The organism is Pseudomonas sp. SK3(2021), assembly GCF_016772375.1.
Classification (GTDB): domain Bacteria; phylum Pseudomonadota; class Gammaproteobacteria; order Pseudomonadales; family Pseudomonadaceae; genus Aquipseudomonas; species Aquipseudomonas chlororaphis_I.
The window spans coordinates 1,607,766-1,628,435 of record NZ_CP061943.1; the positions used below are offsets into that span (position 1 = coordinate 1,607,766).

The following is a 20,670-nucleotide window of genomic DNA, read 5'->3' on the forward strand; positions in this document are numbered from 1 at the left end:
GGGGCATGCATCCTCAAGGCGAAAGTAGGTAGCCGCTGCGATAGGCTTCGTGGCCGGCGACATGGGCGATCACCATGCCGGCCGTGGCCATGCGGCGCAGCGAGCGGGCGTAGAGCAGGCCGGCGCAGCTGCAATGAACGGGGGTGACGCGATCGTTGATCGGGTCGATGACTTCGGCCACCTGTTGCCCGGCCTCCAGGTATTCCCCGGGCAGGGCGGTGAACACCAGCAGGCCGCCCACGGGCGTGGCCACAGGTTCGACGCCGGCCAGCGGCGTGGCCGGGTAGGGCAGATCGGGCATGGGCGGAGCTTCGCCGACGATGGCGCCGAAATGGGTCAGGTAATCCAGTATGGCCTGGCAATCCCGGCTGGCCAGGCCATGGCTGACGTCGCCCTGGCCGCGCAGCTCGACGGTGACCGAGAAGCTGCCCTGGGGAATAGTGAAGTGCTCGCCGAAACGCTGCTGCAATTGCCACCAGAGCAGGGTGAAGCATTCGTCGAACGACTGGCCGCCGGAATCGGTGGCCAGCAGGCTGGATTGCGATCCGATATAGCGGGCCAGCGGCTCGACCTGCGGCCAGGCCTCGGGTGTGGTGTACAGATGGGTCACGGCTTCGAAATCGCAGTGCAGGTCCAGCACCATGTCCGCGTCGCAGGCCAGGCGCTGCAGGGCCAGGCGCTGGGACTGCAACTGGGTGCCGGCGGTCTGCCGCGCCAGGGCGTTGCGCAGGCTGGCGCGGATGATTTCGCGGTTGTGCCGCGGATCGTCGCCCAGTTGGCCTTCGATGTCGTTGCCGACTTCTTCGCCGAGGTCGAGGAACCAGCGGTTGAAGTTCTGCCCGCTTTCCAGCTCGTAGCGGCCCAGCGGCACGTCCATCAACACCTGTTCCAGGCCGGCCGGGTTGGCCACCGGGACCAGGACGATTTCGCTGCGCAGGCGGCCCTGGGCCTCCAGTTCCGCCAGGCGCGCCTTGAGGTGCCAGGCCACGAGCATGCCGGGCAGTTCATCGGCGTGTAGCGACGACTGGATGTAGATCTTGCCTTCGGCCCGCTCGGGGCCGAAGTGAAAGCTGTGGATCTGGCGCGTGGTCCCCGGCAGTGGGGCGAGCAGATCATGAGTCTGGTGGCGCATGGATGATGATTTGCCTTGTTCTAGTGGATCGGCCCGAGGAAGGCCAGCCAGCGGCGTTCGGCGAGACGGAACAGGCCGACCAGCGCGAAGGTCACGGTGAGGTAGATCAACGCGGCGATGCCGAAGGACTCGAAGGTCATGAAGGTTGCCGAGTTGGCGTCGCGGGCGACTTTCAGCACATCCGGGATGGTCGCGGTGAAGGCCACGGTGGTCGAGTGCAGCATCAGGATCACTTCGTTGCTGTAATAGGGCAACGAGCGGCGCAGGGCCGAGGGCATGATCACGTAGGCGTAGAGTTTCCAGCCGCTGAGGCCGTAGGCCTTGGCCGCCTCGACCTCGCCATGGGCCATGCTGCGGATCGCCCCGGCGAAAATCTCCGTGGTGTAGGCGCAGGTGTTCAGGGCGAAGGCGAGGATGGTGCAGTTCATCGCGTCGCGAAAGAACGCATCGAGCATGGGCTGGGCGCGGACCGCGGCGATGCTGTAGATCCCGGTGTAACAGATCAGCAACTGGATATAGAGCGGTGTGCCGCGAAACAGGTAGGTGTAGAACTGCACTGGCCAGCGTAGGTAGAGCTTGGGCGAGACCCGGGCGATGGAGAGCGGGATCGACACCAGGAAACCGATGAAGATCGAGGCGCTGAGCAGCCACATCGTCATCGCCAGGCCGGTGACGTTGTAGCCGTCGCTGTAGAGGAAGGGTCTCCAGTATTCCTGCAGGAGCTCGATCATCGCACCGCCTCCCGCGAGCCCGCGGCATAACGGCGTTCGAGCCAGCGCAGGACGATGTTGGAGGCGCTGGTGATGACCAGGTAGATCAAGGCCGCCAGTACCAGGAAGTAGAACAGCTGATAGGTGCTCTTGCCGGCATCCTGGGCCGCCTTGACCAGGTCGGCCAGGCCGATGATCGACACCAGCGCGGTGGCCTTGAGCATCACCATCCAGTTATTGCCGATACCCGGCAGGGCAAAACGCATCATCTGCGGAAACACCACGAAGCGAAAACGCTGGCCGCGCTTGAGGCCGTAGGCGGTGGCGGCTTCGATCTGCCCGCGTGGCACGGCGAGGATGGCGCCACGGAAGGTTTCGGTGAAGTACGCCCCATAAATGAAGCCCAGGGTGATGACCCCGGCGCTGAACGGGTCGATCTCGATGTATTCCCATTCCATGAAGTTGGTGAAGGTGGTCAGCCAGGTTTGCAGGCTGTAGAAAATCAGCAGCATCAGCACCAGGTCCGGTACGCCACGAATCAGCGTGGTGTAGAGCTGGGCGGGCAGGCGTAGCAGGCCCAGCGGGGAGAGTTTGGCGCTGGCGCCGAGCAGGCCGAGCAGGACACTGAGTAACAGCGACAATACCGAGAGTTTGATGGTCATCCAGGTGCCTTCCAGCAACAACGGACCGAACCCCTTGAGGCTGAAGGCGGAAAGCCCAAGGGTTTGCAGAAGTTCTTCGAACATAAATCAGAGACCTGTGGCGATAAAAAAGGCGCCCATCGAGGATGGGCGCCAGGACCTTATTTACCGCTGTAGAGATTCAGATCGCCAAAGTGTTTTTTCTGAATGGTGGCGTAGGTGCCATCATCGTGTAACGCTTTGATACCTTTATCCAGAAGGGCCTTGAGCTCTTTGTTACCTTTGGAGATACCGATCGCTGTCTTGGACGGCAGCAGGGGGCTTTCCACTGGTTTGCTCACCTCGTAGCCGGCGCCCTGTGGCGACTTCAGGAAGCCCAGTTCGGCTTGCAGCATGTCCTGGATCGACGCATCGAGGCGCCCGGAGATCAGGTCGGCATAAACCTGGTCCTGGTTCTGGTAGGCCTGGGTCTTCACCCCGGCCTTGTCCAGCACGGCCTTGGCGTAGGCTTCCTGGATGGTGCCCTGCTCGTAGCCGACGGTCTTGCCCTTGAGCGATGCGGTGTCTTCGGTCAGGCCGGAACCTTTCTTGAACACGAAGGACGTCGGGCCAGAGAAGAGTTCATTGGAGAAGTCGATGACTTTCTCGCGGGCCGGAGTGACGGTCATGGATGAGATCACACCGTCGAATTTATTGGCTTTGAGGCCCGGGATCATGCCGTCGAAGTCGCTTTCGACCCATTTGCACTTGACCTTCAGTTCGGCACAGATGGCATTGCCCAGATCGATGTCGAAGCCGACCAGGCTGCCATCGGCGGCCTTGGATTCAAAAGGTGCGTAGGACGGGTCAACGCCGAAGCGCAGTTCCTTGTATTCCTTGGCCAGCGCGGAACCGGCGGCCATGCAGAGAGCCAGTGCAGAAAGGGTCAGCAATGCTTTTTTCATTATTAAATCCCTAAAAACCAATATGAGCGCTTGTGGCGCATTAGTACTGTTACTGCAACGCGTCAGACTTAATGAAAGTAGCAATTTCCGAACCAGAGTCCCGAACAGGTGTTTTAAAAGGTGGTGCGAGAGCCTGCCGTGCGTCGGCCGCGCCCCAAAAAAGAGCGCGCGCGAAGCCTTGCATCAATAGGGCGCGTGGGAGATTTCGAGCAGGGAAGGGCGCGGCTGCCGAGAGCTTGGCAGGCGGACTAGCGGAAGGGTTGAAGCCTGGTTGGGCTCAAGCCCGCCCCTTGTGGAGAGGGGCGGGCTGGCCGGTGTTACTTGCCTGGCGCCAGGGTCAGGCGGGTCTTGCCATAGAGGCGGTCGAAGTTCTGCGTTTGCAGCGGCAGGTTCAGGTACTGGCCCTTGAGCCAGGCATCGATGCCGTTCAGGTAGTTCGGGCTGGCCGGGTTGCCGGACTGGCCGCTGCTGTTGATGACGCTCAGCGGTTCGCTCTGGCCGAAATCGACGATCAGCCGTAGCGCCGGCGCCTCGATCACCGTGAAGTCCTGGCCCCAGCGGTACGGCGAACTGTTCAGGGTGCTGTGATCGCCACCGGCCTGCAGCGGTCCGCGAACGACCTGGCCATTGGCGTTCTTCCAGTGGTAGCTGTGCAGCTTGCCCCATTGCCAGGCCCGGCGATCGCCACCCAGCTGGCTTTCGCCGGCGCTGATGGCGGCGGCCAGGCTGCGGGCGAGAATCGCCGGCTTGTCTTCTTTCTGCGGGGTGCGGCTGTCATCCCAGAACGGGCTGTCTTCCTGGCCCAGCAGGTGGTCGGCCTGGGCCGAGTAGGACAGCGCGCCGTTGGCCACCAGGGCTTTCCAGGCCGGGCTGGACTCCGGACCCAGTTTGTCGAGGAAGATCTGTCGGGCGCTTTCCTGCAGGAACAGCTCATAGATCGCCGCGTCGGCCGACACCGGGCTGAGTTTGCCGTCGAACGCCATCAGGCGGCTGTAGGCCTCGCGAGCCTTGCTGCGCTGCGCTTCGGGCAGGGCGTCGATGGCTTTCTTCAGGGGCTGCGCCATGCCGGGGGCTTCGAACATCTTCTTCAGCTTGGCGGCGAAAGGGGTGGTCTGGTCGTACTGCATGGCGATCATGCTGCGGCCGTCATGTTTGCCGCTGCCGGCCAGTTCGGCCAGGCGCTCGCCACGCTCGGGGTAGTACCAGGAGTTGGACAGCTGCATGCCGTAGCCGTGGGGGATGATCCGCTGGTTGGCGGTGCCCAGCCAACCCTGGGCCGGGTCCTGGTCATAGGGGTGGAGCATCGGGTCGGCATAACCGTCCCAGTCGTAACGGCCTTCCCAGCCCGGCGACGGCAGCAGGCCTTCGCCTTCACGGCGGTTGGGGAAGCGGCCGGTGACCTGCCAGCCGATATGGCTGGCATCGGCGAACAGCATGTTCAGGCCGATGGCGCGGATCTCGCGGCTGGCGTCGGAGGCTCGCTCCACGTTCTGCGCCCGCGACAGGTCGAAAAACGCGTCCAGGCTCTTGTCGTCCGCAAGGTTCGGCTGTTGCAGGGCCAGGCCGTAGCCGCCGCTCAGGTTGCTGGCGCTGTTGAGCAGGGCGCCGTGACGGGTTTCATAGACCGCCTCGCGAATCGGCCGCTGGCCCTTGACGAAGTAGGTTTCGTTACGCACCACGGCCGGCAGCCATTTGCCGTTGGCTTCGTAATACAGCGCATTGCCCTGGCGCTTGAGTTTTTCCAGGAACAGGTCCTGGTTGTCGCCGGCGACCGAGGTCATGCTCCAGGCCACCTTGCCGTTGAAGCCCTGGACGATCATCGGCAGGCCGGCGATCGAAGCGCCCGCGGCCTGGTATTTGGGGGCGCGGATCTGCACCAGGTTCCACGCCGGCGAGTGGCTGTCGGCGGCCAGCAGGCTTTTGCCGCTGCGGCTGCGCTGTGGAGCGATGGCCCAGTTGCTGGCGCCGGCGACGCTCAGCGGGTTGAGCTCGCCGAGCTTGCCGGCGGCGGCACTGATTTCGCTCAAGCCCGGGACATTCAGGTTGAGGCCCTTGAGCTTGTCGCTCTCGGCCAGCGGCAGCGGTTCGTCCGGGTAGCTCGGGGTCAGCCAGGCGAGTTTGTCGGCGCCGACTTTCTGCGCCAGCACCAGGGCGTTGATTTCTTCCGGCAGGTTGGCCGACTGGCTGAAGTTCAGCAGGCAGAAGATCAGCGCCGAATCTTCCGGTTTCCAGTATTCGGGCTTGTAGCCGGTGGCGGCCAGGTCTGGCGGCAGCTTGTCGCGGTAACGGAACAGGTAGGCGTTGACCCCGCGGGCGTAGACCTCGAAGAAGCGCTTGATCCGTGGGGACGAGGCTTTGTACAGCTCGCCGGCACTGTTCTTCAGGTTGACCGCGCGCATGTAGCGGTCGACGTCCAGCGCATCGGCACCGGACATCTCGGCCAGCCGGCCCTGGGCCAGCAGGCGCAGGGTCACCATCTGGTTGATCCGGTCGCTGGCGTGCACGTAACCCAGGGCGAACAGCGCATCGTGGAAGGTGTTGCTTTCGATCAGCGGCATGCCCATGGCATTACGCCGGACCGAAACGTTCTGGGCCAGGCCCTTGAGCGGTTGCACGCCGGAGGTCGGCGGCAGGCTGTCCTGGGTGTTCCATGACTGGCAACCGGCCAGGCTGAGAACGCCGGCCACTGCCGCGGCAACGCCGAACCGGGGAAGAAAATGTGAGAAGGCTGGCGAGGCCATGGCAAAGCTCCTGCGGGGGGGTAGCGTCGATAAAGGCGCTACGTTAGTGAGCAGGCGAGTGCCGCGCAAGCGGGGGCCGAGAGTATTTCTGCGTTGCCGGATAAATAGCCCGCGCCGGCCGTTCGGTGGCTGCCCGAAACAGTGCAGTCACCGCTGTTTGCCGGCCGGCAGTGGGCAATCGGGCCTCAGGATTTGGGTGGATTGATCCGCGCGGCGATGGCGTAGGCGCGCGCGGTCGCCGGGCGATCGAGGATGCGGTTGAACCAGCGGTGCAGGTTGGGGAAGTCTTCCAGGTTCTGGCTTTGCCACTTGTGGGACACGATCCACGGATAGATCGCCATGTCGGCGATGCTGTATTCGCTGCCAGCGACGAAATCGCGGTCCGCCAGGCGTCGGTCCAGCACCCCGTACAAGCGCGCGGTTTCATCGACATAGCGTTTGATCGCGTAGGGGATCTTCTCCGGGGCGAGCTGGCTGAAATGGTGGTTCTGCCCGGCCATCGGCCCCAGGCCGCCCATCTGCCAGAACAGCCACTGCAGGGCTTCCTGGCGGCCACGCAGATCCTTGGGCAGGAACTGCCCGGTCTTTTCCGCCAGGTACAGCAGAATCGCCCCGGACTCGAACAGCGACAGCGGCGCGCCGCCGTCGGCCGGCTGATGGTCGACGATGGCGGGAATCCGGTTGTTCGGCGCGATCTTCAGGAACTCGGGCTTGAACTGCTCGCCCTGGCCAATGTTGACCGGGTGCACGCTGTAGGGCAGGCCGGTTTCCTCGAGGAACAGGGAAATCTTGTGGCCGTTGGGGGTGGTCCAGTAATACAGATCGATCATGGGACTCTCCAGGTAAACGAAGGACATTCTGCTACGGATAGCCAATAGTGGTATTCGGTGGTCCGGTCTACGTTCGACGGCTTGCCTGTCTGCAGAGGTGATGTTGAAGTGCGTGGAATTCAATGACCCGACACGAGAAAAGCCAGCATGGAGCTTCAGACCAACGCAGCGCTGATCCTGATCGATCAGCAACAGGGCATCCTGCATCCCAGGCTCGGGCGGCGTAACAACCCTCAGGCCGAGGAGCGCATCGCCGAGTTGCTGGCTTACTGGCGCCAGACGGCGCGGCCGCTGATCCATGTGCAGCACCTGTCCCGCAGCGAGCAGTCGGTGTTCTGGCCGGGGCAGTCGGGGGTGGAGTTTCAGCAGCGGTTTTTGCCGCGGGGCGCTGAGTCGGTGATCCAGAAGCAGGTGCCGGATGCCTTCTGCGCCACGACCCTGGAGGCCGATTTACGCAAGGCCGGGATCGCTCAGTTGGTGATTGTCGGTGTGGCGACCCACAACTCGGTGGAATCGACGGCGCGGACCGCCGGCAATCTGGGGTTCGATACCTGGGTGGTGGAAGACGCCTGCTACACCTTCGACAAGGCCGACTTTTTCGGCCAGGCCCACAGCGCCGAGGAGGTGCATGCCATGTCGCTGGGCAACCTGCATGGCGAGTATGCGACGGTGATCGATTCGAGACAGATCCTGCAACGCGATCTGTAGGAGCAAGGGGGGGCAGTTCTTGCTCGCGATGAAATCGACTCGATCACATTGATTAACCGAGTCGCCCGCATCGCGAGCAAGCTTCGCTCCTACCTGGAAGCAGGAAAAAGGCAGGGCGTTACGGCATCAGGCGCCGTGGCACTTCTTGAATTTCTTGCTGCTGCCGCAGGGGCAAGGGTCGTTGCGGCCGACATCTTTCAAGGCGTTGCGCACCGGCTCCTGGTGAGCGTGGTTGCAATGCGGACCGTGAACATGGCCGTGGTCGTGATCGTGGTGGTCATGATCGTGGTTGCAGTCAGGGCCGTGGACATGGGGTTGCTGGGTCATCGAGGTTGCTCCGGAATAAAATCGGCGGGAATTATCTCGCCTTTACGCGCCAGGTGCACGTCATGGCCGATGAACAATCCGGTTTCCAGCAAACCTTCCAGGCGATAGGGGATCGGTTGCTGCGGTTCCTTCAGCCATTTCACTACCTGGCGTATCTGCGGCCACAGGTTGGTGCGCACGGGGACCTGGAAGTAGGCGCTGTGCCTGGGGCCGATGGTGAACCAGTGTTCATGCTCACCCTCCGCCAGCAACACGCCGCCGAGATGAACCCGGTATTCCAGGGCACGGACGGTCAGGTCGGCATCGTTGGGGTTGTCGACGCGAAAGTGCAGGCGCAGGCGCTGCTCCAGCAAATTCGCCTTGATCACCTCGACCTTGACCAGGTGCACCTGCGGGTCGAGGGTGTCGTCGACGAACCACGAGGCGCAGCCCGAAAGCGCCAGCACCGTGAGCAGTCCGAAGGTCCGTAGTACGCGCAGTTGAACGACCATGGGGTTACTCCGTTTGAACTCCCAGTCTAGGCTCTGTACGAAAAGTGGCTGCGCGCTGGGCGCCTTCGGCGCTACGCAGACCATGCTGCATGCTGGGCGCCTCCGGCGCTACGCAAAAACAGGCTCGTGCGCGAGTCCGATCGGAATGCTCATGCAGGCCCCTACAGTCGGGCGCGACCCCGGCCGTTCCTCGCCTGTTTTGATTCGCTGCGCTCACCCTCCGGGCCAGCCTTCGGCTGTTACTCCCGTTGGTCGTTGCGCCTTGCCTGACCTTCGCTCGCCGACTTTTCGTACAGACCCTGGCAACCGTGGAGCGCCCGCGAGGACAGGCTCAGGGACGAGGATTCAGCTGGCGAAGTAGCTGGCGCAGCACTTCTTGAATTTCTGCCCGCTGGCGCAGGGGCAGGCGTCGTTGCGGCCGGCCTTGAGTTGCACGGTCGGGTCGATGAAATACCAGTGCCCGCTGTTCTGTACGAAGGATGAGCGTTCGCGATGGCTGTGTTCGCCATGGCTGTCGTGCCAGCGTGCGGTGAAGGTGACAAAGGCGTGCTCCGGCTGGCCGCCGAAGACTTCCGAGCTTTCGACTTCCAGGCCCAGCCAGGTGCTTTGCGCGCTCCAGTCGCTGATGGACTGGCGATCCAGGCCGCTCTGTTGCGCCGGCAGCGTGGTGGCCACCAGGTAATCCACCAGGCCCAGCACGTAGGCGCTGTAGCGCGAGCGCATCAGCGCCTCGGCGCAGGGCGCAGGGTGGCCGGCATGGTAGTGGCCGCAGCAGGCGTCCAGCAGGTTGCCGCTGCCGCAGGGACAAATAGAGGTACTCATCGCATTACCACCAGTACTTTCCGAAGTTTTCCGGATTCGCCCAGAACCTGGAGTTGAGCCAGTCGGGCACTTGTTTGTATTCAAGCAGATCGTAGGTGAACAGGGTCAGGACCTGTTCGTCGCGCTGGAAACGTTCGCTGGCCTGCAGGGCCAGGGAGAAAAAGTCGGTCTCCCGCCAGCCGCAGGCGTTCAGGTCGGCCAGGACCGCGATGCGGCTGGCATTGAGGTTGCGGATCCCGCCGAGCAGGTTCAGGCCGTCGCGCTTGGGCAGATGTTCCAGGCAGTCGACCGCCAGCGCCAGGTCGAAACGGCGCGCCGCCATTTCCGCCGGCAACGGCCCGGGCGCGGCCTGGGTGATGACGGTTTCGGGGTGCGCCTGGCGAAACGCTTCCAGGGCCGGAAACCCGCTGGCGCCGATCAGCAGCAGCTGTTGCGGGGCGTAGCGGTCGAGCAGGGCGGCCAGGGCCTGCTGGGGCGTGCGCGAAGAAATACCTGCGGTCATCGAAGTTCCTCAATCTTTGAGTGGCAAAGACTAGCCTGCCTGGACCCACGGGCCTAGAGCCGTTTTGCCTGAAATGGCAGCCGTTCCTGGGCGAATCCAGGGGGAAAACCTGCCGGCCTCATGCTGGCGGAGATTTAAAGCCAGGTCTTTACTCCCCCAATCGGTTCTAAGCCGATTCCCTCAGGAGATAACTAGATGAGCATAGTTCGGACAGCATTACCCTTGGTTCTGCTAACCAGTGTGTTGACTGGTTGCGCAGGTTTGCAGAAAACCGATTGGCCGACCTGCGCTGCTGTCGGGGGTGTCGGTGGGGCCGCGTTGGGCGCGATTGAAAGCTCGTCCTGGGCGGGGTATGGCGCCTTGTTGGGGGCCGGCGTCGCGGCCGGTTATTGCTGGGTGCACGGTGATGGCGACGAAGACGGCGATGGCGTGCCGGACAGTCGCGACAAGTGCCCTGGCACGCCTAAAGGCGTGCAGGTGGACGCCAACGGTTGCCCGCCAGAGCCTGTAGCCGTGGTCGAGGAAGTGGTGGTGGTCAAGGAAGAGACCATTGTCATCCGCGATGTGCACTTCGAATTCGACTCCGCCAGGCTGACCGGCGCCGACAAGGCCAAGCTCGACACCATCGCCACGCGCCTGAAACAGGAAGCCCCGAGTGCGCAACTGCGCGTGACCGGGCACACCGACAGCGTGGGCAGCGATGCCTACAACCAGCGCCTTTCGGAAAAACGCGCGCGCTCGGTGACCGAGTACCTGATCAGCGCGGGCGTACCCCGCAGCAGTTTCGTTTCGGTGGCCGGTGCCGGCGAGAGTCAACCGGTCGCGGATAACAAGACCGCCGATGGCCGGGCGATGAACCGGCGCACGGAAATCAAAATCAACCGCTGATTGCCTGGCCTGGGCGGCTTGTGCAGCCGCCCATGCGGGTCTTTACTCCTGTGTGACCGGTATGGGCCGGTGACACAGGAGCATTCATGATGAGTCTTCGCGCGCGAGCCGCCTTGCCGGTTCTACTGCTCGGCAGCCTGCTCACAGGCTGCGCTACCCACAGCGACGGCACTGCCCCCCTCAACCAGCGTACGTGGCCAATCTGCAGCCTGCTCGGCGGCCTGGTGGGCGGCGGCCTGGGCGCCATTGAAAGCGGTGGCTGGGCCGCGGGTGGCGCGGCACTCGGCCTGGTGAGCGGTGGCTTGATCTGCTACGCCCAGGATGGCGACAAGGACGATGACGGCGTGTTCGACCGCCGTGACCGTTGCCCGGATACCCTGGCCAATACCCCGGTCGACAACCGTGGCTGCCCGCTGCCGCAATACCCGGCCGCACCCGCAGCCGAGCCGGCGGCGCAATCCGAAGTGATCACCCTCAGCGATCAGGGCGATGTGCTGTTTGCCTTCGACTCGGCGGAGCTGACACCCGAAGCGCAAAACCAGCTGCAGGGGCTGCTGGCCAAGCTTCAGGGCGCCGACGTGCAGCGCATCAAGGTGGTTGGCCACACCGACAGCCAAGGGGCGGATGAATACAACCAGAAACTGTCCGAACGCCGCGCCAGCAGCGTCGTCGCATTCCTCCTGAACCAGGGCTTGGCACCGGACAAACTGACCAGCCAGGGCAAGGGGGAGAGCGAGCCGGTCGCCGATAACGCCACCGAAGAAGGGCAGGCGCAGAACCGTCGGGTGGAGCTGCATATTCAACGCTGATCATCAGGCGCCAGGGCGGCTTGGCAGGGGCGGCGGGAGAATTTGCGTCGCCCTCTGGCTTATGCCCCGCCGAAGTCGTTACTGTGCGCGCAAAGAAAAACTCGCAAAGGGGGGCATATGAAGGTGTTTTGGGGGCTGGGCAAGTTGTTGACGCTGCTGTTCTGGTTGCTGGTGCTGGTCAATCTGGTCAGCCCGCTGATCAATCCGATTCATCTGTTGATCAATCTGGCAGGCAGCCTGTTGCTGCTGACCCACCTGATGGAGCTGCTGCTGTTCAACGGCAGCCTCAAGGGCCGAGCCCACCCTTGGCGAGATCGCTTGCAGATTCTCCTGACCGGCATTTTCCACCTGCAGACCTTCAAGGCGGCGAAGCCCGCGGAGGTTGGCCATGCGTAAGCTCTGCCTGCTCGCGGTACTGTGCAGCCCACAGGTTTTGGCCCAGGTAGTGACGGTCGAGACCCACTCCCTGATGCGCCTGCCCAACACCACCGGCAGCCTGCAACTGGAGCGCCTGGAAGTGGCGGACTACGGTACCTTGCTGATTCCGTCCACGGTCACCGAGGTCAAGGTCGGCGAGTTGCGCCTGGGGCGTGAAGCGCGGATCGCTATCGTTCCTGCTGAACAGAGCCTGCTGCTGAGCGTCGACCATGCCGACCTGGAGGCTGGTAGCCAGATCACCTCCCGCGGGGCTCCGGGGACTTATGAAAAGGCGGCCAAAGCCGGGCGCAACCTGACGCTGCGCATCGCCTCGCTGCAGGCCGGGGAACTCTCGGTGGATGCGCGCGGCGGCACCGGCGCGCCGGGTTATGTCGGTCTCGATGGCGCCAACGGCGAAGAGCCGGGGTGCACCTGGGGCCAGGCCGGGCGTGGCGCCGATGGCGACAACGGCGGTGACGGCCAGCCCGGGGCGGCGGGCGCCCAGGTGCGGGTCGAGCTGCCGCGCGATTACCCGGCGGAGCAGATCAAGGTCTGGGTCGATGGCGGGGCGGGCGGTGTGGCCGGTGCGGGCGGCAAACCCGGGGCCGGGGGCAAGTCCAAGGGCTGCTTCGTCTATCGCGCCGACGGTGGCAAGAGCGGTCGCCCTGGTGCCGAAGGCCATCCAGGGCCGGCGGGCCCCGCAGGTTCGGTCACGGTACAGCGTCTGTAATTCAGGCTCGGTCGCGGGCAACCGCTCCTGCAGGAGCGAGCGGGCGCCGATCCGACTTGCCCGCGATGTTTTTTCCGGCATCGGCCTTTAGAACATTGGCCGGGCCGCTGCCACGGCCACCAGCAACAGGCCAATGATCAGATTGATCCCCACCAATTTCCGAATATTGCCCAGGGTCGTGGCCCCTGTCGGCCAGTCCTCGGCCGCCACTGCCTGGCGCAACGCTGGCAGCTGCAACGACTGGATCCGGATAAACAGCGCGGTCATCACCACATACAGGCCCATCATCACCTGCACATAGCGCGGCGCGGTCTCGAAGCCGCTGAAACGCAGGTGGATCAGGCCGACGCCACTGATCGGCAACAGCACCACCGCCACCCAGACCCAGACGAAAAACCGTGGGAACACTTCTGCCCACAGCTTCAACCGCGCCGGCGCCTCAAGGGCGGCCACCGCTGCCGGACGCAGCACCATCCAGGCGAAAAACATGCCGCCGACCCAGACCAGGGCGGCCAGGACATGCAGGGTGTAGGCAAGGGCAAAGGCTGTCATTCGGGTACTCCGTTCTGCGCGGGATGAATTAGCGGGGTATGATAGCGGCCGATCCGAACCACTGAAAATTTATCCAGCGTTTCTCGCGCCCGAAGAACCATGATCAGCAACGAACTCAAAACCACGATCCAGGGCGCCTACTCGCGTTTTCTCGAAGCCAAGAGCCTGAAACCGCGTTACGGCCAGCGCCTGATGATCGCCGAAGTGGCCAAGGTCCTGGGCGATGTCGATACCGACGACGAAGGCCGGCGTTCCGGCGACCCGGCCGTGGTGGCCGTGGAAGCCGGCACCGGTACCGGCAAGACCGTGGCCTACAGCCTGGCGGCGATCCCGACTGCCAAGGCCGCCGGCAAGCGCCTGGTGATCGCCACCGCCACCGTCGCCCTGCAGGAGCAGATCGTCTACAAGGACCTGCCCGACCTGATGCGCAACAGCGGGTTGAACTTCACCTTCTCCCTGGCCAAGGGCCGTGGCCGCTACATGTGCCTGTCCAAGCTCGACATGCTGCTGCAGGAAGGCCACGCGCAAACCGCTACCGCCCAGCTGTTCGAAGAAGAAGGCTTCAAGATCGAGGTCGACGAGGCCAGCCAGAAGCTGTTCACCAGCATGATCGAGAAGCTTGCCGGCAATAAGTGGGACGGCGACCGCGACAGCTGGCCCACCGCCCTGGAGGACGCTGACTGGGCGCGCCTGACCACCGATCACAGCCAGTGCACCAACCGCCATTGCCCGAACTTCGGCCAGTGCGCCTTCTACAAGGCCCGCGAAGGCATGGGCAAGGTCGACGTGATCGTCACCAACCACGACATGGTCCTGGCCGACCTGGCCCTGGGCGGTGGCGCCGTGTTGCCGGACCCGCGCGACACCCTCTATGTGTTCGACGAAGGCCACCACCTGCCGGACAAGGCCATCGGCCACTTCGCCCATTACACTCGCCTGCGTTCCACCGCCGACTGGCTGGAGCAGACCGCCAAGAACCTCACCAAGCTGCTGGCCCAGCACCCGCTGCCGGGCGACCTGGGCAAGCTGATCGAACAGGTGCCGGAGCTGGCGCGGGAGATCAAGACCCAGCAGCAGTTCATGTTCACTGCCTGCGAGCAACTGGCCGACTTCAAGACCGGCGAAGACATGGAAGGCCGCGAGCGGCCGCGCCATCGTTTTGTCGGCGGGCTGATCCCCGACCCTATGCGGGAAATGGGCATCGAGCTGAAGAAAGGCTTCTCGCGCCTGACCGACCTGTTCACCCGCCTGACCGACCTGCTCAAGGAAGGCATGGACGGCGAGGTCAACATCGGCATCGCCAGCAACCAGGCCGAGGAATGGTACCCGCTGTTCGGCAGCCTGTTGTCCCGGGCCTCGGGCAACTGGGAACTGTGGACCGCCTTCACCACCGAAGACCCGGAAGACAACCCGCCGATGGCGCGCTGGCTGACCCTGGCGGAAAGTGGCTCGCTGTTCGACATCGAGGTCAATGCCAGCCCGATCCTCGCCGCGGAGATGCTTCGTCGGAACCTGTGGAACGTGGCGTATGGCGCGCTCGTGACCTCCGCCACCCTGACCGCCCTGGGCACTTTCGATCGCTTCCGCATGCGTGCCGGGCTGCCGAAAAAGGCCGTGACGGCGGTGGTGCCCAGCCCCTTCCATCACGCCGATGCCGGGGTGCTGCGCGTCCCCGACCTGCGCGCCGACCCACGGGATGCGCCGGCCCACACCGCGGCGATCATCCGCGACCTGCCGGAACTGGTGGAAGGCTCGCGGGGCACCCTGGTGCTGTTCTCCTCGCGCAAGCAGATGCAGGACGTGTTCGACGGCCTCGACCGCGACTGGCGCAAGCAGGTGTTCATTCAAGGCAACCTGTCGAAGCAGGAAACCCTGAACAAGCACAAGGCGCGGGTCGATGGCGGCGACTCCAGCGTGCTGTTCGGCCTGGCCAGCTTCGCCGAGGGGGTGGACCTGCCCGGAGCCTATTGCGAGCACGTGGTGATTGCCAAGATCCCGTTCTCGGTGCCGGACGATCCGGTGGAGGCTGCGCTGGCCGAGTGGATCGAAGCCAGGGGCGGCAACCCGTTCATGGAAATCTCGGTGCCGGACGCCTCGCTCAAGCTGGTCCAGGCCTGCGGTCGCCTGCTGCGTACCGAACAGGACCGCGGCACCATCACCCTGCTGGACCGGCGCCTGGTCACCCAGCGTTACGGCAAGGCTATTCTCAATGCGTTGCCGCCGTTCCGCCGGGAAATTTCCTGAGCGCGGCCGGCCTGTGGCCGGTCGCGTTGTCTATGGCATGCCACTGATTGCACACAGGCCGTTCATCGGTCGTTAAGGAGCACCAGGTCCCTATGATTCGCCGTTCGTTACTCGCTGTCTTTGCTCTGCTGTTCGCCACGCCGCTGTTCGCCGCGCCCGCGGGGCAACAGACGCTGTTCAACTTTGTCCGGCCTGCCGATGTGGTGCAGGTGGCGACACAGGATGCCAGCCTGCCGCAATCCAACGCGGAGCAAACAGCCGAGGGCGAAGTGTTACGCCGAGTGACGTTCAATCCGGCGACTCAACCAAGCCTGCGCCTGACCCCGCAGACGGGCGCCTGGGACTGGTCGCAGTCCGCGGTCATGAGCCTGCGGATCCAGAGCGCGATGGACTGGGCCCTGACCCTGTACGTGAAGATCCAGAGCAATGACGGCAAGACCCTGGTCAGCCGTATCGACCTGCCGGCCGGCCCGGCGCAGACCCTGCTGGTGCCGCTGGTTGCCAGCTCGCCGCTGAGCCAGGGCATGAAGGCCGGCCCGCCAATGCCGATGACCTTCGAAGGCCAGCGCGTGCTGCTGGCCAGCAGCGAAGGCGAGCTGGACCGCAGCCAGGTGGTGTCGGTGACCTTGTCCATGGACCGGCCGAAAGCCGCCCAGAGCATCCTGCTCGAACGTTTTGGCGTGCAGGACGGCGAGGCCGTGGTCAAGGCGGCCTACGGCGGTCTGGTGGATGCCTATGGCCAGTCGACCCGGGCCAAATGGCCGGAAAAGATCGCCAGCGACGAGCAGCTCAAGGCTGCCGCGGCCAAGGAACAGCAGCAACTGAAAACCTGGCTGGCCGAACGCGAACGTTCCCCCCTGGACACCTTCGGTGGCTGGAACAACGGGCCGGCCTTCAAGGCCAGTGGCTTCTTCCGTACCGAGAAGCGCGATGGCCGCTGGTATCTGGTAACGCCCCAGGGGCATCCGTTCTATTCCCTGGGGGTCAATGCGGTCGCGGCGGACAACAGTCAGACCTACATCGCCGGCCGTGAGTGGATGTTCGCCACACTGCCTAACGCCGGCGAACCGCTGGCCGGTTATTACGGTGAAGGCGACAACCGCGGCGGCAATGGCGCCGACCAGGGCCGCGCCTATAACGCCGGTCGCTGGTACGACTTCTATGGCGCCAACCTGCAACGCACCTACGGTGTGCCTTGCACCCCGGGCAGCGAAACCAAGGCCGGTGTGGCGGATGCCGCCAAGGCCGACGCACAGGAGGCCCAGGCCGGACAGGGGGGCGAGTCGTCAGCCGAGCCAGCTTGCCCGGTCGCGGCCCTGGACCAGAAACGCTGGGCCAGCCACACCCTGGATCGCCTGCAAGCCTGGGGCTTCAACACCATCGGCAACTGGAGCGCGCCGGCGCTGGGCCTGAACGACCGTGTGCCCTACACCTTGCCGCTGTCGATCGTCGGCGACTACGCGAGCATCAGCACCGGTACCGACTGGTGGGGCGGCATGCCCGATCCGTTCGATCCGCGTTTCGCCATGGCCACTGAGCGCGCCGTGGCCATCGCCACCCGCGATCACCGCGACGATCCATGGCTGATCGGCTACTTCGCCGACAACGAACTGGCCTGGGCCGGCCCGGGTAATGACCCCAAGGCGCGTTATGCCCTGGCCTACGGCACGTTGCGCATGACCACCGACGTCCCGGCCAAGCGTGCGTTCCTCAAGCAATTGCGCGACAAGTACCGCAACCAGGAGGGCCTGTCGAAGGCCTGGGGCATCAACCTGACCGCCTGGGAGCTGATGGAGGACCCGGGGTTCGAGCCGCCTTTGCCTAGCGCGGAACATCCAGAGATCGAAGCCGACTTCAAATACTTCCAGAAGGTCTTTGCCGACACGTACTTCAAGACCATTTCCGATTCACTGAAATGGCACGCGCCGAACCACCTGCTGCTGGGCGGACGCTTCGCCATCAGCACCCCCGAGGCCGTGGCGTCCTGCGCCCAGTACTGCGATGTGCTGAGCTTCAACATGTACACCCTCAAGCCGCAGGACGGTTACGACTTTGCCTGGCTGAACACGCTGGACAAGCCAGTACTGATCACCGAGTTCAACTTCGGCTCCAGGGATCGCGGCCCGTTCTGGGGGGGCGTGACCGAGCTGGTGCGGGAGGAGGATCGCGGTCCGGCCTATGCCCAGTTCCTCAAGCAGGCGTTGAGCGAGCCGTCGATTGTCGGCGTGCACTGGTTCCAGTACCTCGATCAGCCGGTCACCGGACGCCTGCTGGACGGCGAGAACGGTCATTTCGGCCTGGTGGGCATCACCGATGTGCCGTTCCAGGGTTTTGTCGACAGCGTGCGCAAGAGCAACCTGCAGGCCCTCGACCAGTTGGGCAAGGAAGCCGGGAAGGCCAAGGCCGCGGGTCATGCCGCCGACGGCGGCAAGCCGGGCCATGATGGCAAGGGCGCAGGGCAGGGCGGCGGTCATGCGGGTGGACATGCGGGGAATGGCCATTGATCGCTGAGCCAGGCCTTTAGGGTGCGGCTTCCCCCGCGCGGACCGTTCCGCCTCTACACTCATTCGCAGGGGCTGGCGGCCCGCGCAGTGTTCAACGTCCGTCGATTTCTGAACAAATCTTCCGGTGGATCATCGCCGGGCTCGTTTCTGTTCCCAAAACCCTCAAGGGCTGGAACAATGCGCACCACTTTGTAGAGCATGGTCCGGGGGAGTTACGGGTGCAGATTCAGGGTCATTACGAGCTTAAGTTCGAAGCGGTGCGCGAAGCCTTCGCGGCCCTCTTCGAGGATCCCCAGGAGCGTGGCGCGGCGTTGTGCATTCAGATCGGCGGGGAAACCGTGATCGACCTCTGGGCCGGCACCGCCGACAAGGACGGCAGCGAGGCCTGGCACTGCGATACCATCGCCAACCTGTTTTCCTGCACCAAGACCTTCACCGCGGTCACCGCCCTGCAACTGGTGGCCGAAGGCAAGTTGCAGCTGGACGCGCCGGTTGCCCGGTACTGGCCTGAGTTCGCCGCGGCCGGCAAGGAAGCGATCACCCTGCGTCAGTTGCTCTGCCATCAGGCCGGGCTACCGGCGTTGCGTGAGCTGCTGGCGCCGGAAGCGCTCTACGACTGGCAAACCATGGTCGATGCCCTCGCGGCGCAAGCGCCTTGGTGGACGCCGGGCGAAGGCCATGGTTATGCGGCCATCACCTACGGCTGGCTGGTGGGCGAGCTGTTGCGTCGGGCTGACGGGCGCGGTCCCGGCGAGTCCATCGTGGCGCGGGTCGCCAGGCCGCTGGGGCTGGACTTCTACGTTGGCCTGCCCGACGAGGAGTTTTACCGCGTAGCGCATATCGCCCGGGGCAAGGGCAATGTCGGCGACGCGGCCGCGCAGCGCCTGCTGCAAGTGACCCTGCGCGAACCCACGGCCATGACCACCCGGGCGTTCACCAACCCGCCGTCGATCATGACCAGTACCAACAAGCCGCAATGGCGGCGCATGCAACAGCCAGCGGCCAATGGCCATGGCAATGCCCGCAGCCTGGCCGGGTTCTACAGCGGCCTGCTCGATGGCAGCCTGCTGGAAGCGGACATGCTCGAAGAACTGACCCGCGAACACAGCGTCGGCATGGACAAGACCCTGTTGACCCAGACCCGTTTCGGCCTGGGGTGCATGCTCGACCAGCCGCAGGTGGCCAACGCGACCTTCGGTCTCGGCCCTCGGGCGTTTGGTCATCCGGGAGCGGGTGGCTCCATCGGTTTTGCCGATCCTGAGTACGATGTGGCCTTCGGTTTTGTCACCAATACCCTGGGGCCGTACGTGCTGATGGATCCAAGAGCGCAGAAGCTGGCGAGGGTTCTGTCGGATTGTCTGTAAAAAGATTGCTGTCAGGATTTTTTTTGCCTAAACATGAGTAAAGGCATCAGAAAGGAACCCTGTGGCTTTTATACTTTCAAAGCGTCTGTTTGTACGGTTCGTAGAGACCGTAATTTTTGATCTCATTTTGTGGATATCCCATGTCGTCGAACAAGTCTTTAGCCTTGGCTCTTTGCCTCACTGTCACCGGTTGTGCACAAACTCCACAAAATGACGCAGAAGGAGGGCACTGGTGGTCTTTCGGTTCCGATAAGGCCGCCAGCAAGGAAGCGGTGCAACCGGCAGCAAAAGCAGCTGCCAACGAAGTTTCCGCGGCCAAGTCCGCCGCCACCTCCACCGCCAAGTCCGCGACCGCTCCTGCCGCGGCCAAGGTCGAAACCGCAGCCGCTTCCGCCGCTGCTCCGGCCGCCAAGGCCGAGACCAGCAACTGGTGGTGGCCGTTCCCTTCCAAGGACGCGAGCAAAGACGCCGTCACGGAGCCGGTAGCCGACGCCAAGGTCAAGACGGATGCCGCGACCGCGGCGCCGAAGGTCGCCAAGACCGAGACTGGCAACTGGTGGTGGCCTTTCAATCAGCAACCTACGTCTCCGACCAAGGCAGATGTTAAAGACATCCCGATGCCGGATCCAAAAGTCACCCAGGCCTGGCTGGACGACTACGAGCCGCGCCTGCGTGAAGCCGTCAAGGACAGCCGCCTGCAGCTGGAGCGTCGTGAGAACTACTTGGTGGTGATCGCTCCGGTCGACGGCTCGTTCAACCCGGACCGCCCGGCCATGTTGCTGCCGGTCACCCTGAGCCCGTTCACCCGCGTGGCCAAGGCCGTGGGCACCGACGCCAAGACTTCCGTGCTGGTACTGGGCCATGCCGACACCACCGGTGCCGCGGCGGCCAACCAGAAGCTGAGCCGTGACCGTGCGCAGTCCGTTGCCGCGATTTTCAGCCTCACCGGCCTCAAGCGCGATCGCCTGATGCTGCGCGGCATGGGTTCGGTCATGCCGCGCGCCGCCAACGACAGCGCCGAAGGTCGTGCGCTGAACCGTCGCGTGGAAATCATCGTCACCCAGCGCAGCACCATGCTGGCCCTGCTGAGCAAGTACAATCAGCCGACTCCATCCGAGGCTGAACTGGTTGCCGTACAGGACGTGAAGTCGGTCGTTCCTGCTGCGTCCTCGAAGAAAGCCGTCGCCGCGAAGAAAGCCGCTCCGGCGAAAAAAGCCCCAGCCAAGAAGCCTGTGGCGAAGAAAGCCGTCGCCAAGAAAACCACCACTGCCAAGGCTCCGGCCAAGGCAGCGATCGAACAGGCGAAGAACTGAT

At 64.0% G+C, this 20,670-nt stretch carries 20 protein-coding genes; 9 read left to right on the top strand and 11 right to left on the bottom strand.

The window, feature by feature from the left end; all coding sequences use genetic code 11:
* Positions 1-13: 13 nt before the first annotated feature.
* The 6 genes from IF690_RS07230 to IF690_RS07255 form a co-directional block, all read right to left on the bottom strand.
* Positions 14-1,132 (bottom strand): succinylglutamate desuccinylase/aspartoacylase family protein, encoded by a 1,119-nt coding sequence (locus tag IF690_RS07230; RefSeq protein WP_202699544.1) that lies wholly within the window; start codon positions 1,130-1,132, stop codon positions 14-16.
* A 20-nt stretch (positions 1,133-1,152) separates the two neighbouring features.
* Complete coding sequence (locus IF690_RS07235) at positions 1,153-1,863, bottom strand: ABC transporter permease (protein WP_202699545.1); 711 nt, start codon at positions 1,861-1,863, stop codon at positions 1,153-1,155.
* Complete coding sequence (locus tag IF690_RS07240) at positions 1,860-2,588, bottom strand: ABC transporter permease (RefSeq protein ID WP_023969862.1); 729 nt, start codon at positions 2,586-2,588, stop codon at positions 1,860-1,862. Before IF690_RS07240 ends, IF690_RS07235 begins: the two co-directional genes overlap by 4 nt.
* 56 nt (positions 2,589-2,644) lie before the next feature.
* Positions 2,645-3,427 carry a transporter substrate-binding domain-containing protein gene (locus IF690_RS07245; RefSeq protein ID WP_202699546.1) on the bottom strand — a complete coding sequence of 261 codons (783 nt, stop codon included), beginning with the start codon at positions 3,425-3,427 and terminating at the stop codon, positions 2,645-2,647.
* A gap of 317 nt (positions 3,428-3,744) precedes the next feature.
* Positions 3,745-6,168, bottom strand: coding sequence for a penicillin acylase family protein (locus IF690_RS07250; protein WP_202699547.1), 2,424 nt, complete (start codon positions 6,166-6,168; stop codon positions 3,745-3,747).
* A 185-nt stretch (positions 6,169-6,353) separates the two neighbouring features.
* Positions 6,354-6,998 (bottom strand): glutathione binding-like protein, encoded by a 645-nt coding sequence (locus IF690_RS07255; protein ID WP_202699548.1) that lies wholly within the window; start codon positions 6,996-6,998, stop codon positions 6,354-6,356.
* A gap of 147 nt (positions 6,999-7,145) precedes the next feature.
* On the opposite strand from IF690_RS07255, the gene IF690_RS07260 reads away from it, so the two are divergent.
* Entirely contained in the window at positions 7,146-7,706 is a 561-nt protein-coding gene (locus IF690_RS07260) for a cysteine hydrolase family protein (protein WP_202699549.1), read from the top strand.
* A 126-nt stretch (positions 7,707-7,832) separates the two neighbouring features.
* Here IF690_RS07260 and IF690_RS07265 read toward each other — a convergent pair whose 3' ends face one another.
* The 4 genes from IF690_RS07265 to IF690_RS07280 form a co-directional block, all read right to left on the bottom strand.
* Positions 7,833-8,033 carry an SEC-C metal-binding domain-containing protein gene (locus IF690_RS07265; RefSeq protein ID WP_007923047.1) on the bottom strand — a complete coding sequence of 67 codons (201 nt, stop codon included), beginning with the start codon at positions 8,031-8,033 and terminating at the stop codon, positions 7,833-7,835.
* Positions 8,030-8,524 carry an LEA/WHy family protein gene (locus IF690_RS07270; RefSeq protein ID WP_202699550.1) on the bottom strand — a complete coding sequence of 165 codons (495 nt, stop codon included), beginning with the start codon at positions 8,522-8,524 and terminating at the stop codon, positions 8,030-8,032. Before IF690_RS07270 ends, IF690_RS07265 begins: the two co-directional genes overlap by 4 nt.
* 345 nt (positions 8,525-8,869) lie before the next feature.
* Entirely contained in the window at positions 8,870-9,346 is a 477-nt protein-coding gene (locus tag IF690_RS07275; protein WP_009047362.1) for a YchJ family protein, read from the bottom strand.
* Between the two features lie 4 nt (positions 9,347-9,350).
* Positions 9,351-9,848 (bottom strand): DUF6231 family protein, encoded by a 498-nt coding sequence (locus tag IF690_RS07280; RefSeq protein WP_202699551.1) that lies wholly within the window; start codon positions 9,846-9,848, stop codon positions 9,351-9,353.
* Positions 9,849-10,043: 195 nt separating this feature from the next.
* Between IF690_RS07280 and IF690_RS07285 the strand changes: the two genes are divergently transcribed.
* From IF690_RS07285 to IF690_RS07300, 4 genes are all read left to right on the top strand, one after another.
* Entirely contained in the window at positions 10,044-10,736 is a 693-nt protein-coding gene (locus IF690_RS07285; protein WP_202699552.1) for a PA1041 family peptidoglycan-binding anchor lipoprotein, read from the top strand.
* Positions 10,737-10,825: 89 nt separating this feature from the next.
* Positions 10,826-11,545, top strand: a complete 720-nt coding sequence (locus IF690_RS07290; RefSeq protein WP_202701348.1) for a PA1041 family peptidoglycan-binding anchor lipoprotein — start codon at positions 10,826-10,828, stop codon at positions 11,543-11,545.
* 117 nt (positions 11,546-11,662) lie between these two features.
* On the top strand, positions 11,663-11,941 hold the full coding sequence (locus IF690_RS07295; protein WP_180924417.1) for a DUF1145 domain-containing protein: 279 nt from the start codon (positions 11,663-11,665) through the stop codon (positions 11,939-11,941).
* A complete protein-coding gene (locus tag IF690_RS07300; RefSeq protein ID WP_202699553.1) occupies positions 11,934-12,692 on the top strand; it encodes a collagen-like protein in 759 nt (252 codons plus the stop codon). The genes IF690_RS07295 and IF690_RS07300 overlap by 8 nt, the downstream gene beginning before the upstream one ends.
* Before the next feature lie 87 nt (positions 12,693-12,779).
* On the opposite strand, the gene IF690_RS07305 is transcribed toward IF690_RS07300, so the two are convergent.
* Positions 12,780-13,244, bottom strand: coding sequence for a CopD family protein (locus IF690_RS07305; RefSeq protein WP_202699554.1), 465 nt, complete (start codon positions 13,242-13,244; stop codon positions 12,780-12,782).
* 99 nt (positions 13,245-13,343) lie between these two features.
* Here IF690_RS07305 and dinG point away from each other — a divergent pair, with 99 nt between their 5' ends.
* The 4 genes from dinG (at position 13,344) to IF690_RS07325 (ending at position 20,669) form a co-directional block, all read left to right on the top strand.
* Positions 13,344-15,488 (top strand): ATP-dependent DNA helicase DinG, encoded by a 2,145-nt coding sequence (gene dinG, locus IF690_RS07310; protein ID WP_202699555.1) that lies wholly within the window; start codon positions 13,344-13,346, stop codon positions 15,486-15,488.
* A gap of 92 nt (positions 15,489-15,580) precedes the next feature.
* Entirely contained in the window at positions 15,581-17,992 is a 2,412-nt protein-coding gene (locus IF690_RS07315) for a beta-galactosidase (RefSeq protein WP_202699556.1), read from the top strand.
* A 218-nt stretch (positions 17,993-18,210) separates the two neighbouring features.
* Positions 18,211-19,356, top strand: a complete 1,146-nt coding sequence (locus IF690_RS07320) for a serine hydrolase domain-containing protein (RefSeq protein WP_202699557.1) — start codon at positions 18,211-18,213, stop codon at positions 19,354-19,356.
* A 140-nt stretch (positions 19,357-19,496) separates the two neighbouring features.
* Positions 19,497-20,669 (top strand): OmpA family protein, encoded by a 1,173-nt coding sequence (locus tag IF690_RS07325; protein ID WP_202699558.1) that lies wholly within the window; start codon positions 19,497-19,499, stop codon positions 20,667-20,669.
* The last annotated feature ends 1 nt before the right edge of the window (position 20,670 follow it).